15 protein-coding genes and 1 pseudogene are annotated in these 14,259 nt (G+C 56.5%); 11 read left to right on the top strand and 5 right to left on the bottom strand.

Annotation, left to right across the window (positions count from 1 at the left end; translation table 11 throughout):
• Positions 1 to 212: 212 nt before the first annotated feature.
• The 3 genes and pseudogenes from ACWIKB_RS29510 to ACWIKB_RS29500 all read left to right on the top strand — a co-directional run.
• Positions 213 to 968: pseudogene (locus ACWIKB_RS29510) on the top strand (MCP four helix bundle domain-containing protein); the annotation flags it as partial.
• Entirely contained in the window at positions 963 to 1,826 is an 864-nt protein-coding gene (locus ACWIKB_RS29505) for a methyl-accepting chemotaxis protein (RefSeq protein ID WP_475271092.1), read from the top strand. The pseudogene ACWIKB_RS29510 and the gene ACWIKB_RS29505, both read left to right, overlap by 6 nt.
• Positions 1,827 to 1,892: 66 nt before the next feature.
• A complete protein-coding gene (locus tag ACWIKB_RS29500; RefSeq protein WP_475271040.1) occupies positions 1,893 to 2,558 on the top strand; it encodes a polysaccharide lyase family 7 protein in 666 nt (221 codons plus the stop codon).
• Positions 2,559 to 2,676: 118 nt separating this feature from the next.
• Here ACWIKB_RS29500 and ACWIKB_RS29495 read toward each other — a convergent pair whose 3' ends face one another.
• The gene (locus ACWIKB_RS29495; RefSeq protein WP_475271039.1) at positions 2,677 to 3,084 is read right to left on the bottom strand and encodes a winged helix-turn-helix transcriptional regulator; all 408 of its coding nucleotides are present in this window, start codon (positions 3,082 to 3,084) and stop codon (positions 2,677 to 2,679) included.
• Positions 3,085 to 3,184: 100 nt separating this feature from the next.
• Between ACWIKB_RS29495 and ACWIKB_RS29490 the strand changes: the two genes are divergently transcribed.
• Positions 3,185 to 4,114 (top strand): aromatic alcohol reductase, encoded by a 930-nt coding sequence (locus ACWIKB_RS29490; RefSeq protein ID WP_475271038.1) that lies wholly within the window; start codon positions 3,185 to 3,187, stop codon positions 4,112 to 4,114.
• A 124-nt stretch (positions 4,115 to 4,238) separates the two neighbouring features.
• Here the strand turns inward: ACWIKB_RS29490 and ACWIKB_RS29485 are convergent, their stop codons facing one another.
• Positions 4,239 to 4,670, bottom strand: coding sequence for a nuclear transport factor 2 family protein (locus ACWIKB_RS29485; protein WP_475271037.1), 432 nt, complete (start codon positions 4,668 to 4,670; stop codon positions 4,239 to 4,241).
• Between the two features lie 183 nt (positions 4,671 to 4,853).
• On the opposite strand from ACWIKB_RS29485, the gene ACWIKB_RS29480 reads away from it, so the two are divergent.
• The 5 genes from ACWIKB_RS29480 (at position 4,854) to ACWIKB_RS29460 (ending at position 9,020) form a co-directional block, all read left to right on the top strand.
• Complete coding sequence (locus ACWIKB_RS29480) at positions 4,854 to 5,075, top strand: hypothetical protein (RefSeq protein WP_475271036.1); 222 nt, start codon at positions 4,854 to 4,856, stop codon at positions 5,073 to 5,075.
• A 12-nt stretch (positions 5,076 to 5,087) separates the two neighbouring features.
• A complete protein-coding gene (locus ACWIKB_RS29475; RefSeq protein WP_475271035.1) occupies positions 5,088 to 5,519 on the top strand; it encodes an HhH-GDP family DNA glycosylase in 432 nt (143 codons plus the stop codon).
• A 53-nt stretch (positions 5,520 to 5,572) separates the two neighbouring features.
• On the top strand, positions 5,573 to 6,238 hold the full coding sequence (locus ACWIKB_RS29470; RefSeq protein WP_475271091.1) for a DUF72 domain-containing protein: 666 nt from the start codon (positions 5,573 to 5,575) through the stop codon (positions 6,236 to 6,238).
• A gap of 514 nt (positions 6,239 to 6,752) precedes the next feature.
• The gene (gene mqo / locus ACWIKB_RS29465) at positions 6,753 to 8,411 is read left to right on the top strand and encodes a malate dehydrogenase (quinone) (protein WP_475271034.1); all 1,659 of its coding nucleotides are present in this window, start codon (positions 6,753 to 6,755) and stop codon (positions 8,409 to 8,411) included.
• Positions 8,412 to 8,585: 174 nt separating this feature from the next.
• Entirely contained in the window at positions 8,586 to 9,020 is a 435-nt protein-coding gene (locus tag ACWIKB_RS29460; protein WP_475271033.1) for a hypothetical protein, read from the top strand.
• 9 nt (positions 9,021 to 9,029) lie between these two features.
• On the opposite strand, the gene ACWIKB_RS29455 is transcribed toward ACWIKB_RS29460, so the two are convergent.
• Positions 9,030 to 9,302, bottom strand: coding sequence for a hypothetical protein (locus tag ACWIKB_RS29455; RefSeq protein WP_475271032.1), 273 nt, complete (start codon positions 9,300 to 9,302; stop codon positions 9,030 to 9,032).
• 46 nt (positions 9,303 to 9,348) lie between these two features.
• Positions 9,349 to 10,047, bottom strand: a complete 699-nt coding sequence (locus tag ACWIKB_RS29450; RefSeq protein WP_475271031.1) for a hypothetical protein — start codon at positions 10,045 to 10,047, stop codon at positions 9,349 to 9,351.
• Positions 10,048 to 10,408: 361 nt separating this feature from the next.
• Here ACWIKB_RS29450 and ACWIKB_RS29445 point away from each other — a divergent pair, with 361 nt between their 5' ends.
• A complete protein-coding gene (locus ACWIKB_RS29445; protein WP_475271030.1) occupies positions 10,409 to 11,476 on the top strand; it encodes an NAD(P)-dependent alcohol dehydrogenase in 1,068 nt (355 codons plus the stop codon).
• Positions 11,477 to 11,842: 366 nt separating this feature from the next.
• On the opposite strand, the gene ACWIKB_RS29440 is transcribed toward ACWIKB_RS29445, so the two are convergent.
• On the bottom strand, positions 11,843 to 12,685 hold the full coding sequence (locus ACWIKB_RS29440) for a nitrilase-related carbon-nitrogen hydrolase (RefSeq protein ID WP_475271029.1): 843 nt from the start codon (positions 12,683 to 12,685) through the stop codon (positions 11,843 to 11,845).
• Positions 12,686 to 13,025: 340 nt separating this feature from the next.
• Here ACWIKB_RS29440 and ACWIKB_RS29435 point away from each other — a divergent pair, with 340 nt between their 5' ends.
• Complete coding sequence (locus tag ACWIKB_RS29435; RefSeq protein WP_475271028.1) at positions 13,026 to 13,877, top strand: TylF/MycF/NovP-related O-methyltransferase; 852 nt, start codon at positions 13,026 to 13,028, stop codon at positions 13,875 to 13,877.
• Positions 13,878 to 14,259 lie beyond the last annotated feature (382 nt).

Here is a 14,259-nt window from a genome sequence, read left to right as displayed (position 1 = left end):
AACTGCGTAGGCGCTGCCGAAGGCTGCGATCTTTTAATCCTGTTTTTGAAAACAAAGTCAAAAGATCGCAGCCTTCGGCAGCGCCTGCAGTGCGCGGGACTACCGTTGGTCCTAAACCAACGGTCGTATGGAAATAGGCTTAAATAACCACAGCATGGGGTCGATAACCCTTTCAGAGCCGCCATTCGCAGCGCCCAGCAGGGGAACAACAAGTGTCCATAAAACTACGTTTGATTCTGTTGATTGGTACTGGCCTGCTCACAGCATTGATCATGAGCCTGGTCAGTTACCTGGGAAACACCCAGATGGCCCAGGCGGTGAACGACAGCGAGGTCAGCATGGCAGCGCTGCGCAATCACCTTGAAGCCGACATGATGCACGACGCGCTGCGCGCCGACGTGCTCTCGGCGCTGCTGGTCGGGCTGGGCAAAAGCACTAGTACCAAGGCCGAAGTGCGCAGTTCCATCGAGGAACATGCAGCGCGTTTTCGTGAGGTGGTGGGGGAGAACCTCAAACTGCCGGTCAACGACACCATCATGGCGGGCCTGAACAAGGTCAAGCCGAGCCTGGACACTTACATCAGCGCCGCCGAGCGCATCGTCGGGCTGGCGCTGGAAAATCCGGAAGCCGCGCAACAACAATTGAGTTCATTCAATACGGTGTTCACCCAGCTGGAAGGCGATATGTCGGCGCTGAGCGAGCTGATCGAAACCAACACCCAACATGCCAGCCAAGGCACACAGCAAGCCATCCGCCACGCCAACATCGCCCTCGGCAGTGTCCTCGTCGCCAGCCTGTTGCTGCTGCTGGCCCAGGGTCGCTGGGTGATCCTGAGCATCATGGGGCCGTTGCGCTCAGCCAGTCGCATCGCCGATAGCATCGCTCACGGCAACCTGAGCGAACCGATCATCGAACCCACCGGCCACGACGAAGCCAGCACTTTGATCCGTACCCTGGCGACCATGCAACGCGACCTGCGCGGCATGATCGAAGTGGTGCGCAGCAACGCCCACGGCGTCAGCGGCATGAGTCAGCAATTGAGCAACGGCTGCCACGAAGTCGCCGGCAGCAGTCAGCAGCAAAGTGTCGCCGCCAGCACGATGGCCGCCGCAGCCAGCGAAATGACCGCGAGCATCGAGGAAATCACCCGCCACGCCGATCGCGCACTGAACATGGCCAACCAGGCCGAAGAACTGGCCAAGGACGGCGGTCGAGTGATTCATCAGGTGGTCAGCGACATGGACGGCATTGCCCGCTCGGCGCAGCAGTCAGCCCAGGTGATCCGCACGCTGGACAAGGAGTCCGAGGGGATTTTCAGCATCATTCAGGTGATCAAGGGCATCGCCGACCAGACCAACCTGCTGGCGCTCAACGCGGCGATCGAGGCGGCGCGTGCCGGTGAACAGGGCCGCGGTTTTGCCGTGGTGGCCGACGAAGTCCGCAGCCTGGCGGGCCGCACTAGCGCCTCGACTCAGGAAATCGCCGCGATGGTCGCGCGCATCCAGCAAAGCACTCGGGAAGCAGTCACCAGCATGGAGGCCGGCGTGGCCCAGGTCGACAAAGGCATGGCGGTGACTGCCGACGTCGAGCGCGCCATTCGTGAAATCCTCGAAGCCACGTTGAACACCACGCAACTGGTCAATGACATCAGCCGCACCATCGGCGAGCAAAGCCTGGCCAGCAACGAAATCGCCCATCAGGTGGAGATGATTGCCGGCATGTCCGAGGACAACAGCAAGGTGATCGGGCGCACGGCCTCGACCACGGATGAGTTGTCGACGCTGGCGGGGCAACTGTCGCAGTCGGTGGATCGCTTCAGGCTTTAAGAACTTTCCTTGTGGGCCATCGGGCTTAAGTGCTGTAGGGTCCGGTCGCCCCCAAGGAGAGTTGTAATGATTGATCTGGCCACCTGGAACCTGACGATCCCTGTTGGGACGCCCGCCAAAGTCATCGATACGCCGCGACTGGTGGATGGCTATTCCGATTCGTATTTTCGCTCCGGCGAAAACCTTTTTTTCTGGGCTCCGGTCACCGGGTCCAGCACCTCAAAGTCCGAATTCCCCCGCAGTGAACTGCGCGAAACCCTAAGTGACGGGACGCTGCGCAACTGGACTTATCCCGAAGCCGATCACCGACTCAAAGCCGTGTTGAAGGTCAATCAAGTTCCTTCGACGGGCCGGATTGTGATTGGGCAAATCCATATCTACCAAGACAAAGGCCCGTTGCTGAAAGTCGAATACCAATACGACGCGCTGAGCAAAAAGGGCAATGTGATTGCCAACTATCGGCTGAAACCGGGTAGGGAAGACATCACCATCGTGATTGCCAGGGACATCGAGCTGGGCAAGCCATTTTCCTATGAAGTTCGCTTCAGTTCGGCCGGGTATTTGAATGTCAGTTCCCAGGGGTATAGCTGGGGCAAGCAAATCAGTTCGAGCTGGAAGAACAAGCCGCTGTACTTCAAGGCCGGGGTGTATGCACTGGACAATGCGGGTTACAAAAATGAAGGAGGGCAGGTGACGTTCAGTCAGCTGGATGTGGCGCATACCCGGCCCTGAAGGAATGTTGAGGTGCCCGTTAGGGCCTCTTCGCGAGCAAGCCCGCTCCCACAGTTGATCGCATTCCAATGTGGGAGCGGGCTTGCTCGAGAAGGCGTCCGACCAGACACCCAACCTCTCAAACTGATTTATCTCCCTTTTCATACTCCGCCCGTGCCGCCCGAAAACCCCCAGCGTTTTCCATTACCCAATTCCACAACGGAATCATGTTTTCCAACAATCCGGTGCCCAGCACGGAGAGTTGATATTCCACCCTCGGCGGCACTTCCTGGTAGTCATGGCGCAAGACCAGCCCATCCCTTTCCAGCGTGCGCAACGTGCGGGTCAACATGCGCTGGGTCACGCCTTCCATGCGCCGGCCGATTTCGGCATGACGCAGAGGGCCGGCCACCCCCAAGGCATAAACAATGCCCAGCGACCAGCGATTGCCAGCGTGAGTCAGCACCTCGCGCTTGAGTCCGTCGTCATCGGCGCTCAGCGCCTCGCAAGCCACTTGCGAGTGTTTGATGATGTCTGAAATGTCCACTCGGTTCTCCGGTATCACCCGTGTGCCTACTTATGCGCGGCGTCGAAGGGTGCCAGCATGATTGCTGAATTTCAGTCATCTGGCGATCAGGAGTCACACGATGGGCAACAACCAAAACACCGGCTCGCAGAATATTCTGGTGCTGGGCGCCGGCGAGCTGGGCATGGCCGTGATGCGCGAATTATCCGCTCAGGCTTCGGGGGCGAAGGTCACCGTGCTGCTGCGCGCCTCGGCCATTGAGACACAAGATCCGAGCCGCCTCGCGCAACTCTGTGAGCTGCAAACACTGGGCATCAAAACCCTGGCTGGCGATATCGCGAAGGACACGGTTAGTCAACTGGCGGCGCTGTTTGCAGCCTTTGATACGGTGGTCAGCTGCGTCGGGTTTGCTGCGGGGCCCGGCACTCAAACCAAACTGACACAAGCGGCGATCGAATCTGGCGTTCAGCGTTACTTCCCCTGGCAGTTCGGGGTGGATTACGACGTGATTGGCTTTGGCAGCGCACAGGATTCGTTTGACGAGCAATTGCACGTGCGCAACCTGTTGCGCGCTCAACAGCGTATCGAATGGGTGATCGTATCGACTGGCATGTTCACCAGTTTCCTGTTCGAACCATCCTTCGGCGTAGTTGATTTGGCCAACAACACGGTCCATGCGCTCGGGGACTGGAATACGCAATTGACGATCAGCACGCCTGAGGACATTGGTCTGCTCACCGCCACGATATTGTTCAAACAGCCACGGTTTGCGAACCGGATTGTGTACGTGGCCGGTGACACGATTACCTATGGGCAACTGGCTGACGTGGTGGAGTCTGCCCTCGCTCGCAAGGTATCGCGTGTGCCGTGGAGTGTGCCGATGCTCAGGGCTGAACTGGCGAAGCGGCCGGATGATCAGTTGAGCAAGTATCGGTTGGTGTTTGCCGAGGGCAGGGGCGTGGCGTGGGACAAGGCGGGGACGTTCAATGCTCAAGAGAATATTGACGTGGTGACGTTGGAGCGGTGGGTTGCGGGGCATGTGGGCAACTGAGGGTTTTGAGGTGACTGGGCGGGCCACTTCGCGAGCAAGCCCGCTCCCACAGGAGGAACGCATTCCAAAGGTGGGAGCGGGCTTGCTCGCGAAGACGTCAGATCAGACAACCATATCCACGCCGTCAGATATGAAACGCCTGACGCCCAATCAACAACCATTTCCCACCCTGTTTCTGCCAAATCTGAAAGTTCTCGATTTCGGTCGGCACCACTTCCGTGCCATTGAGCGCCTGCGCCGAGAAGTGGTTGCGCACCAGCGCCGTATCGCCCAGCAGGGTGATGGTCTGCTTCTGCATCTCCAGGGTCTTGAATGCGCTTTTGCCCGTTTCGATATCAGCAATAAATTCTTTCTTGTCCTGGACCTTACCGCTGGAATGCCCGTAGCTCAGTTTCGTGGCCGTCAGCTTTTGCAGCTCGGGAATGTCCTTGTGCAGCATGGCTTGGGTCAGATGGTCGACGGCTTGTGCCACGTCTTTTTCAGCGGTGGCCGGGGCGGCGGCGACGTAGCCGCTGAAGAGGCACAGAAAACCGATCAGCAGTTTGGCTTTTTGCATGGGTGTTTCCTTGTTGTTGTGGGGAGTCGAGACTGGCCATATTTGTCAGTCGTCGTACAACTTAGCAGATATTTTACGGATAAGGCAGATCGTGTTTCGGGCGTTTATCGCCATTTGTCGGGAGCGAGGAACGGCCCTTGTGTTCGACACTTCCAAGGGGAAACAACCCTGGGGAGCCTGACCATGAACGATGACGCGAAGCAGGAAGCCTTGGCCGCCTGGTACAAACTGCTGCGACACCCGGAAGTCCGCATGGACAGCGAAGAGCACTACGACGAATTGCTGAAGGCCGCCGATGACATGGAGCGCGCCGGTTTGATCAACGGTTCGGAGTGGCGTGTGCTGGTACGTGAGGCGGGCGTTGCCTTCGCCAACTCGATACAAGGTGTCGGCGGTGGAACCTAGGAGGGGCACGCCATGAGCAAAGCGATTAGCGCCCGTGAGTTGGGCATTGAACTGAAAAACGCTGACGAAAGTGCCTTGTTCAAATGGTTTGTGGCCAGCTTCTTGATGGGCAAGCGCATCCAGGCAGAAATTGCCGCGCAGGCTTATCGCGTGATCGTTGAAAAACACACTCGCGATACCGCGCACAAGTTGGCGGCATGTCCCCATCGAGAGCTGGTGGCGATGCTCGGTGAGGCCCATTACGTGCGCTACGACGAAACAACCGCCGAGCGCTTACGCAGCTTGGGCAAGAAGCTTGGCGAGGAATATGCCGGCAAAGTCGGCAACATTCATAGCGCCAGTGAAGACCGCAAGGCCTTCGAGAAACGCCTCGGCGAGTTCGACGGGATAGGGCCGAAAACCATTGAAATCTTTATGCGGGATGCGGCGGCGGTGCTCTATTGAGTCCGCTCTACATTGGCACCGCCGGCTGGAGCGTGCCACGGGAATATGCGTCGATGTTTCCCGACTCAGGCACCCACTTGCAACGCTATGCGCCGCATCTGACGGCGGTTGAAATCAACAGCTCGTTCTATCGCCCGCATCAGCCCCGGACCTATCTTCGCTGGACACAATCAGTGCCGGCGGCGTTTCGATTTTCGGTGAAGATGCCCAAGCTCATCACCCATGTTCAGCGCTTGCAGAACTGCGAAGCGTTGCTCGACGAGTTTCTTTCTCAATGCCTGCAATTGGGCGACAGATTGGGCTGTTTATTGATTCAGTTGCCGCAATCGCTAGCCTATGACGCTGCGGTGGCCGCAGAATTTTTCCGCATCCTGCGGCAACGTTATCTCGGCTCCGCGGTGCTCGAACCTCGTCATGAAACCTGGCGTGCGGCCAGCGGTTTATTGATCGAACACCGGATCGGGCGCGTCGCGGCGGATCCATCGCCGATCACCGGCGGCACCACGCCGGGTGGATGGTCCGGGGTGCGCTATTGGCGCCTGCATGGCTCGCCACGGATTTATTACAGCGATTACGACATGAGTCGATTGCAGGAGCTGGCGGCGAAGATACATCTGTCGGCGCAGGCGGGCGCCGAGACCTGGTGCATCTTCGATAACACCGCGAGCGGGTTTGCATTGGGGAATGCGTTGAGTTTGCGGGCGCTTACAGGGGCTTGAGTTTGGTGGTGTCTGTACCGGCCTCTTCGCGAGCAAGCCCGCTCCCACAGTTGATCGCATTCCAATGTGGGGGATTCTCTGTTGCCCAGACCCACTCGAAATCTGCGGCGCATACAAATCCCCTGTGGGAGCGGGCTTGCTCGCGAAGAGGCCCGCCCAGACACCTCAAATCCAACAGACCTCAGCCCCAAACCCAGACCACCAAGTCGCGAACAGACGCGCGGGTTTGCCGTGTCGTGATATTCTTCGCCCCAACTTGCTTTGACCTATTCAGTTCGCACGCCGCTGAGGCGTGCCAACAGGATCAATGTCGCTCAAGTAGCTGAAGCCAATAATGATAAGAAGTCAGTTCAGAGGGACATATAAACTGAGGTCGATGGACACGTCGGCCTTGTGTGCCCACCCTCCAATCCTGATGTGCGGGAACCCACGACATGCTGCCTGCGTGCCGTGAACCAGGGGCCTTCGCGGTTGGGATGGAAGGGCGGATGGCGTTTTATCATAGGTGCTACAGATGCTTAAAAAACTTAACACGGCCCTGCTGGGGCTGGCTTTGTCGATGGGGATCACGTCCGTTCACGCGGAAGAGGCAAAGAAAGTCGATGTGCTGCTCATTGGCGGCGGCATCATGAGCGCGACCCTGGGTGTGTGGCTCAATGAGTTGCAACCGGACTGGTCGATGGAAATGGTCGAGCGCCTCGATGGCGTCGCCCTGGAAAGCTCCAACGGCTGGAACAACGCCGGTACCGGTCACTCGGCTCTGGCCGAACTGAACTACACCCCGGAAGACGAGAACGGCAAAGTCCAGATTCCGAAGGCCGTTGAAATCAACGAAGCTTTCCAGATCTCCCGCCAGTTCTGGTCGTGGCAGGTTCAGCAAGGCGTTCTGAAGAACCCGCGTTCGTTCATCAACTCCACTCCGCACATGAGCTTTGTGTGGGGCGATGACAACATCAAGTTCCTGAAAAAACGCTATGAAGCCCTGCAAGCGAGCCCGCTGTTCGCCGGCATGCAGTACTCCGAAGACCCGGCTGTGATCAAGAAGTGGGTTCCGCTGATGATGGAAGGGCGTGACCCGAACCAGAAAATCGCGGCCACCTGGACCCCGATCGGCACCGACGTCAACTTCGGCGAAATCACCCGCCAGTTCGTTGCGCACCTGCAAACCACGCCTAAGTTCGACTTGAAACTGTCCAGCGAAGTACAGGACATCACCAAGAACGCCGACGGCACCTGGCGTGTGAGCTACAAAAACCTGAAAGACGGCACCGAAACCGAAACCGACGCCAAGTTCGTATTCATCGGCGCGGGCGGCGGTGCACTGCACCTGCTGCAGAAGTCCGGCATTCCTGAAGCCAAGGAATACGCAGGCTTCCCGGTTGGCGGCTCGTTCCTGGTAACCGAAAACCCGACCATCGCCGAACAACACCTGGCCAAGGCCTACGGCAAAGCCTCCGTTGGCGCACCGCCAATGTCGGTTCCGCACTTGGACACCCGTGTTCTGGACGGCAAGCGCGTCATCCTGTTTGGCCCATTCGCGACCTTCAGCACCAAGTTCCTGAAAGAAGGCTCGTACCTGGACCTGCTGACCAGCACCACCACCCACAACATCTGGCCGATGACCAAAGTCGGCATCAAGGAATACCCACTGGTTGAGTACCTTGCTGGCCAACTCATGCTGTCCGACGAAGACCGCATGAACGCCCTGAAAGAATACTTCCCGAACGCCAAAGCCGAAGACTGGCGCCTGTGGCAAGCCGGCCAACGCGTGCAAATCATCAAGCGTGATGAAGCTGCTGGTGGCGTGCTAAAGCTGGGTACCGAGATTGTTGCTTCTGCTGACGGCTCTATTGCTGGCCTGTTGGGCGCATCGCCGGGTGCATCGACTGCTGCGCCGATCATGCTGACTGTGTTGCAGAAAGTGTTCAAGGATCAGGTTGCCTCGCCTGCCTGGCAGGAGAAGCTGCATCAGATCGTGCCGAGCTATGGCACCCAGCTGAACGGCAACCCGGCTAAAGTGGCTGAGGAGTGGGCTTATACCGCCAAGGTATTGCAGCTGACTCCGCCACCGGCGATTCCGCAGTTGGCGGCTCCGGCTCCGGCTGCTGCTCCGGCGCCTGCTGATGCTGGCAAGGCTCCGAAGGCTAATGCTGCTAGTGATATGGCTTTGTAAGTAGAAGCTGAATCAAAAAGCCCACTGAACCGGTAACGGTCAGTGGGCTTTTTTGTGGCCGGGATTTGGTTCTGGCAGACAGCGCAACACCTGAAGCTGACGAGCACCCTGTGGCGAGAGGCTTGCTGAACCGTTTATGGTCAGCGGACTTTTTGATGAGAGGCGCTCTGATCTATGGCCACTGTCATCCCGAGAGCGCATTCACTTTCGAGGCTGATGCCAAACAGATTCCTGAGCCCTAAGAAGCTCTACCTCATACCTCTGTTCAAGCTCAGCCACTGCGTTTTGATCAAGCAGCACAGTGTCGATCCAAATGGACACACCACAACTCAAAAACAAGTACAGCGCAGCAAGCTCTTCCAGCCTTTTGGAGTCGGATTTCACCGTAAAAAATTGCGGGGACGTTTCATCGACAAAAATCTCAAGCGCAGCTTCAACGCTCTCCCTGTCGGTGATGTGCAGATACGTCCAGGTTCCGCTATTAACAGGATTCGCATCTCCGTCGGTGTCAACGTTTCGACCTGCGTCATACAGAAGATCGATGAAGACGCGGAAATCTGGCCGCTCTCTGTTTACGCTGACAATATTCACAAATTCAACACCGTCTGAAGGAGTAACTTACTTCCAAACCCAGTGATAAACCCGCCTCACCAACTCCAGATAATTCCAAGCCAACGTCGCCCCAATCGCAACCCCGGCCAGCCCAAGTTTGAAAGCTGATTGCTGCCACTCATACGACCGATCAAACACCAGATGCGCCAGCCAATAGCCGTCGTAGTGGTAATTGGTTCTGTAGGTCACCAGGAAGGCAAACACACACAGCGTCATCGACAAACAGAACACCACGAATCCCAACTTGTTTATCGGCGTTTCAAGCTTTTTGAACAACATGCACAAGGCTTCCTATCGAAAAACTAATAACGGTGAGGATGTTCTCTCACGACTTTTCTTTCTTTACCTTTTGCGCCAAATCACCCGTCACCCCGGCCGTGATAACGCCAGCGCCTGGGGCCAGGTTGGTCACGGTGCTCGTCACGCTGGTGGTGATGTTGCGGGTGTACGCGTCGATGGGCACGCCGCTACGCATATGCGCCGAGACCATTTGTGGCGAGATGACAGTGCGGGTGATGGTGGAGCTGACGGTGCGGAACAGGTTACCCAGGGCGGATACGATCGAGATGATGGTGAGTGCGGCGAAGGGGATTGAGAGCCACATGACGCTCATCTTGAACAGCGCATGTTCTGTGGAGAATCCGTTCAGGCTGCGGCAGTAGAGAATCGACGCGATCAGGTACATGCCGGCCAGCGTCGCGATGGCCATCGGGTCGCGAATGTCGAAGGCCAGTCGTGCGCACAGCAGGCTGTAGATCATCAGGCTGGCGAGCACATCGGGGATCAGGCTTTTAAGACCTTCCAGGGCTTTGGAGATGTTGTAGATCACAAAACCGATGATCACGATCCAGCCCAGCACGGGAATAAAGCCGATGGCCAGGACGAGTACCGAGAGGAGCAGGCTTTTAATGATGCCGTGGTGCAGGTTGTTTCTGATCAGATAAAAGACGAAGTAGCCGCAGGAAAACAGCGCGATCAACGCGAGGGACGCCAACGCTGCTTCACGGGGGAGAAAAAAACTCATGCCGCCTACAGTCATCATGAAGGCAAGGCAAAGGTAACCACTTTTGTTCATTGATGTTCGTCCGTGATCTGGAAGCGACTTGGGTGTTCTTCCGTTTGGACGTGCATGCTACTAATTAGCCATTACTTTTGTCGAGCCACGTCGAAGGACCCAGTTCAGCGGGATTAGGCAAGAATTCAGCAGAATGCAGCCATCGGTCACGCCCATTCAGGCCGTACCCTATCCGCTCCACGGCGCAATCCAGCCGCCAAGACTTCTCATCGGTCGACTTTCAAATCGACCACCCTTGTCATCCACTTGAACGATTCAGCAACTACGCTACTCCTCTTGTATTCAACATCCGACTCAAAAGGCGATCGCAATGACCAAGACTTACAGCTACGCCGCGCAAGGCTCCAAGGACTCGCTCAAGCCTTTCACCTTCGAACGTCGCGCCCCGGGCGCCGATGATGTGCAGATCGATATCCTTTATTGCGGCGTGTGCCATTCCGACCTTCACACCGTAAAAAACGAGTGGCACAACACCTTGTATCCCTCGGTGCCGGGCCATGAAATTGTCGGTCGGGTAACCGCCGTCGGCGCGAATGTCAGCAAGTTCAAAGTAGGCGATTTGGCGGGCGTTGGCTGCATGGTCGACAGCTGCCAACACTGTGCGTCGTGCGCGGAGGGCGAAGAGCAATATTGCGAGAGCGGCTTCACCGGTACTTATAACGGCCCGGTGTTTGGTGGCGAGAACACGTTCGGTGGCTATTCGGACAATATTGTGGTGAAGGAGAAGTTCGTCCTGCGCATTTCCCACGGTGACGCCAATCTGGCCGCTGTTGCGCCGTTGTTGTGTGCCGGTATCACCACGTATTCGCCGCTGCATCACTGGAAGGTTGGCCCTGGCAAGAAAGTCGGCGTGGTCGGTCTCGGCGGTCTGGGGCATATGGCGGTGAAGATCGCCCATGCCATGGGCGCGCATGTGGTGTTGTTCACCACGTCGCCGAACAAGCGTGAAGACGGCTTGCGTCTGGGCGCGGATGAAGTGGTGGTGTCGAAGAATCCGGATGAAATGGCCAAGTTTGCCAGCACGCTGGACTTCATTCTCAATACGGTGGCCGCGCCGCATGACCTGGATGCCTTCCTCAATCTACTCAAGCGCGATGGCACGATGACGCTGGTCGGTGCGCCAGACAGTCCACATCCATCGCCGTCGGTGTTCAATCTGATCTTCAAGCGCCGCAGTTTGGCGGGCTCTTTGATTGGCGGGATTCAGGAAACCCAGGAGATGCTGGATTTCTGCGCCAAGCACGGGATTGTTTCGGACATCGAGATGATCAATATTCAGGACATCAACGAAGCTTATGGCCGGATGCTGAAGGGCGATGTGAAGTATCGGTTTGTGATCGATATGAGCAGCCTCAAGAAAGAAGCCAATGCCGCCTGATTGAGGGTTAAAAAGCCCGAGTTGAGCTTTCCTTGAAGTAAGGAAAAACCCGCTGGAGCCATCACGGTCCAGCGGGTTTTTTTGTGGATTGTCGGTATTCGTCCGGCCAAGTCACCTACCCAAAACACGTAGCTGCAACCTGTTTTTATTCCGTTACCCATATGCTTATTTGTTTACCAAGCGCCGCCTGCATCAAGGCAAGTTCTTCTGGCCGGGTTCTCGACCCGTCTATCAGATGAAATTAGGTGAAGAACAACTGCATGTCCTGGTGCTGGGGGGCCTTGGCAAAGACTTGGGCCTGGCAGCGTGATTTCCATCCTATAAGGGGAGCCCACAGAGTTCGGAAACATCGAACGCTAAGGTTTTCTAACCTGCCGTAGCGGCCTCAATTTCCTGTCTTTCAGGTTGCTGGCTTTGCCGCCAGTGTGGGCCTGATAAAGCATAGCGACTTGCCTCTGCCATCAAGTCATCGCACATAGGATTCGCCTTGAGAACGTACGCAGCTGGGTCGATTATCGACAAGCCAAGCGCCGTCTCTTCTGTGGCGGATGCCCAAACTTCTCCCATAGGCCCGACAATTTGGCTTTCACCTCTGAATGTCGCCTCTGCACCTGCATACATTTCCACACCGGTACGATTGGCACAGATCAGCGGAGTGGCGTTTTCCATTGCGCGAATGCGCGCAAGCTGGGTTGTCCAAGGCCCACCATAGTTGGCTGGACAACACAGTAACTGCGCACCCTGGCGCACCAACAGGCGAGCGGCTTCTGGCATCCAAAGGTCAAAACAGGTAAGAACGCCGAAACGGCAGATTCCGTCATCGAAACACGCTAAGGAATCGCCTTGGGTGAAGAGGAGCTTTTCTATTCGTGACAGGTGGCACTTGCGTTGCTTGCCCAGCCAGCGCCCTCGCGATACGACAATCGCGGTGTTGTAGATGTGATCGCCATCTCGCTCGGCGATGCCAGCAATTAGCGTTGCATTTTTGTCTGCCGATAGTTGCAGTAAGAACTGCGCCGTTGGCCCATCGAGCGCCGATTCAGCATGAAGAAACAATGCCTCACGCGAGTCGTGAAAATAACCGATGGTGCAAAGCTCGGGCATGACTAATAGATCAAATTGCGCCAAGTCCACAACATCGCGAATCTTCCTGAAATTTGCTGCCGGATCGCCAAATGAGACGGGATACTGCAAAAAAGCGGTCAGCATGAAGTTGTTCAACCAGTATGGAGATTTTCTGAGCCCAGGATTATCTCCACTTGGGCTGCGTGAAGTTGAACTATACCCTTGCCGCCAGCCAAACCGTGCAATTGTCCGATGTGCCTAACACCCTCGCCTGCCGACACAACGGGCGAGTGAGATTGCGCAGCTGCTGTCGCGAAGGTGGCAACCGGTTTAGTTACGCAAGACGGGATGTCCGGACGCATACGATTTTCTGTATGGATGGTGGTGTGTGGCTACTGTAGTATCGCCGCGCGCTGAGCCTGTCGACGATGCAGTGGTGTTGCACAGGCAAATGGAGCTACCTAATGGCTAACAAGGATATGGAATGAGTTTGCCTATTGATTTTTCGGCTGAGCAATACCTTGTGTTACACCCCGACGTGAGATTGGCTGGCATTGACCCTGCCGTTCATTATGTGAACTGGGGTCTTGCAGAGGGGCGTCCTTATAAACCAAGTCCTGATCCTCTTCTTTCCAAAGTCAGGGGTGAGTTCCATTTCGATGGGCTGAGGACCGTGCACAATCACGACTTCATGAGTGACCCTCGTTATATCGCTGCCTATGACCGCGGCGTTCAGGCCTCCGGCACTGACTATCAATGGTATTGGCGTGTTCACATGGGGCTGTGGGCGGCACGTACTGCTGCGAACCGCCCAGGTGATTTCATCGAGTGCGGGGTCAATTACGGATTTCTAAGTTCAGCGATCATGTCGGATCTGGACTGGGATTACACCGGGAAAACGTTCTATCTGCTGGACACTTACGCCGGTATTGACGACCGGTTTTTGTCTGCTGAAGAGAAAACGGGCGGTGTTTCGGGTAAAAGCCAGAAGTGGGTCGGCGATGGAACTTACACGTCAAACATTGACGCGGTAAGGGCGAACTTCTCGCAATGGTCGAATGTGAAGATCATCCAGGGCTCAATTCCGGATACGCTGACTCAAATTGATTCGACCCAGATTGCTTACCTGCACATCGACATGAATTGCATGTTGCCTGAAGTCTCTGCGCTTGAGTTTCTCTGGGACCGCCTGGTGCCGGGGGCGATCGTTTTGCTGGATGACTACGCGTACTTTGGTTATCAACCGCAAAAGGACGGGATGGACGAATGGGCCGCACAAAGGAATATTGCGATCGCCAGTCTGCCGACAGGGCAGGGGCTTTTGATCAAGCCATGACGGCATAACCGTTGCGCTATGGAAGCCCTGTAGCGCGACGGGATCGATGACCCGCGCATCACCCATCCCGACGGATAAAAGATTCTCCCTATCACTGCCTAACACTGCGCCTATTAGCAGTCCCCTCCAGACGGTCTAGTCTTACCGTTGCGCCAGCGCATGCTGGCCGCTTAATACCTGATAAAGAGATAAGTAAGAGTCACAGGCTTGCCGTGGGCCCGCGTGCTGGCGAATCGATCGCCAATCTCTAGAATTCCCGTGTGGCCACATTGGGCAGTTGATCGAACTGCTTGGCCCAGCAGCCTATGTCATTGATTTCGCTCATTGCTATTGCAGGTCCAGCCGGGCCGGGTAGCTGGATGAACACGACCAAAGGTAGCTA

It is taken from the genome of Pseudomonas sp. 5Vm1k, from assembly GCF_056161485.1.
This window is presented reverse-complemented; position numbering and strand designations above follow the sequence as displayed.

Coding starts and splice junctions, on each gene's coding strand:
- ACWIKB_RS29435 (WP_475271028.1), top strand. CDS start 13,026: ATGAGTTTGCCTATTGATTTTTCGGCTGAGCAATACCTTGTGTTACAC.
- ACWIKB_RS29505 (WP_475271092.1), top strand. CDS start 963: ATGCAACGCGACCTGCGCGGCATGATCGAAGTGGTGCGCAGCAACGCC.
- ACWIKB_RS29440 (WP_475271029.1), bottom strand. CDS start 12,685: ATGCTGACCGCTTTTTTGCAGTATCCCGTCTCATTTGGCGATCCGGCA.
- mqo (WP_475271034.1), top strand. CDS start 6,753: ATGCTTAAAAAACTTAACACGGCCCTGCTGGGGCTGGCTTTGTCGATG.
- ACWIKB_RS29490 (WP_475271038.1), top strand. CDS start 3,185: ATGGGCAACAACCAAAACACCGGCTCGCAGAATATTCTGGTGCTGGGC.
- ACWIKB_RS29455 (WP_475271032.1), bottom strand. CDS start 9,302: ATGTTGTTCAAAAAGCTTGAAACGCCGATAAACAAGTTGGGATTCGTG.
- ACWIKB_RS29445 (WP_475271030.1), top strand. CDS start 10,409: ATGACCAAGACTTACAGCTACGCCGCGCAAGGCTCCAAGGACTCGCTC.
- ACWIKB_RS29480 (WP_475271036.1), top strand. CDS start 4,854: ATGAACGATGACGCGAAGCAGGAAGCCTTGGCCGCCTGGTACAAACTG.
- ACWIKB_RS29460 (WP_475271033.1), top strand. CDS start 8,586: ATGGCCACTGTCATCCCGAGAGCGCATTCACTTTCGAGGCTGATGCCA.
- ACWIKB_RS29470 (WP_475271091.1), top strand. CDS start 5,573: ATGTTTCCCGACTCAGGCACCCACTTGCAACGCTATGCGCCGCATCTG.
- ACWIKB_RS29485 (WP_475271037.1), bottom strand. CDS start 4,670: ATGCAAAAAGCCAAACTGCTGATCGGTTTTCTGTGCCTCTTCAGCGGC.
- ACWIKB_RS29475 (WP_475271035.1), top strand. CDS start 5,088: ATGAGCAAAGCGATTAGCGCCCGTGAGTTGGGCATTGAACTGAAAAAC.
- ACWIKB_RS29450 (WP_475271031.1), bottom strand. CDS start 10,047: ATGAGTTTTTTTCTCCCCCGTGAAGCAGCGTTGGCGTCCCTCGCGTTG.
- ACWIKB_RS29500 (WP_475271040.1), top strand. CDS start 1,893: ATGATTGATCTGGCCACCTGGAACCTGACGATCCCTGTTGGGACGCCC.